The organism is Phenylobacterium sp. 58.2.17 (assembly GCF_026411515.1).
Lineage (GTDB): Bacteria > Pseudomonadota > Alphaproteobacteria > Caulobacterales > Caulobacteraceae > Phenylobacterium.
In genome coordinates, this window is sequence record NZ_JAPMTQ010000117.1 from 1 (window position 1) to 504 (window position 504).

1 pseudogene is annotated in these 504 nt (G+C 40.5%); it reads left to right on the top strand.

From position 1 onward, the window contains the following. Nucleotides 1–504, top strand: a pseudogene (gene tet(39), locus OUA97_RS23315) (tetracycline efflux MFS transporter Tet(39)); the annotation flags it as partial.

A 504-nucleotide genomic window follows, 5' to 3' on the forward strand; every position in this document is an offset into this window, starting at 1 on the left:
TGCTCTGATGCAGTTCATTTTTGCACCTATCCTTGGAGCGTTGAGTGACCGATTTGGACGTCGACCTGTATTAATTATTTCAATTGCTGGTGCAACGGCTGATTATCTCCTAATGGCTGCTGCTCCTTCTCTATTGTGGCTATATATTGGTCGTATTTTTGCGGGAATTACAGGTGCCAACATGGCTGTTGCAACAGCTTATGTTTCAGATATTACTCCAGCCCATGAGCGTGCAAAAAGGTTTGGTCTCCTTGGAGCTGTCTTTGGTATTGGGTTTATAGCGGGTCCGGTAATAGGTGGAGTTTTGGGTGAATGGAACTTACATGCACCGTTCTTTGCTGCTGCTTTTATGAATGGGATTAATTTAATAATGACAGCAGTCTTATTAAAAGAATCAAAACACAGCAATAAAATGACTGAGAAGGTTCAGGAGCAATCAATATTAAAGAAATTATCCTATTTGATCACTCAACCTAATATGGCTCCATTGCTTGGTATCTTTTT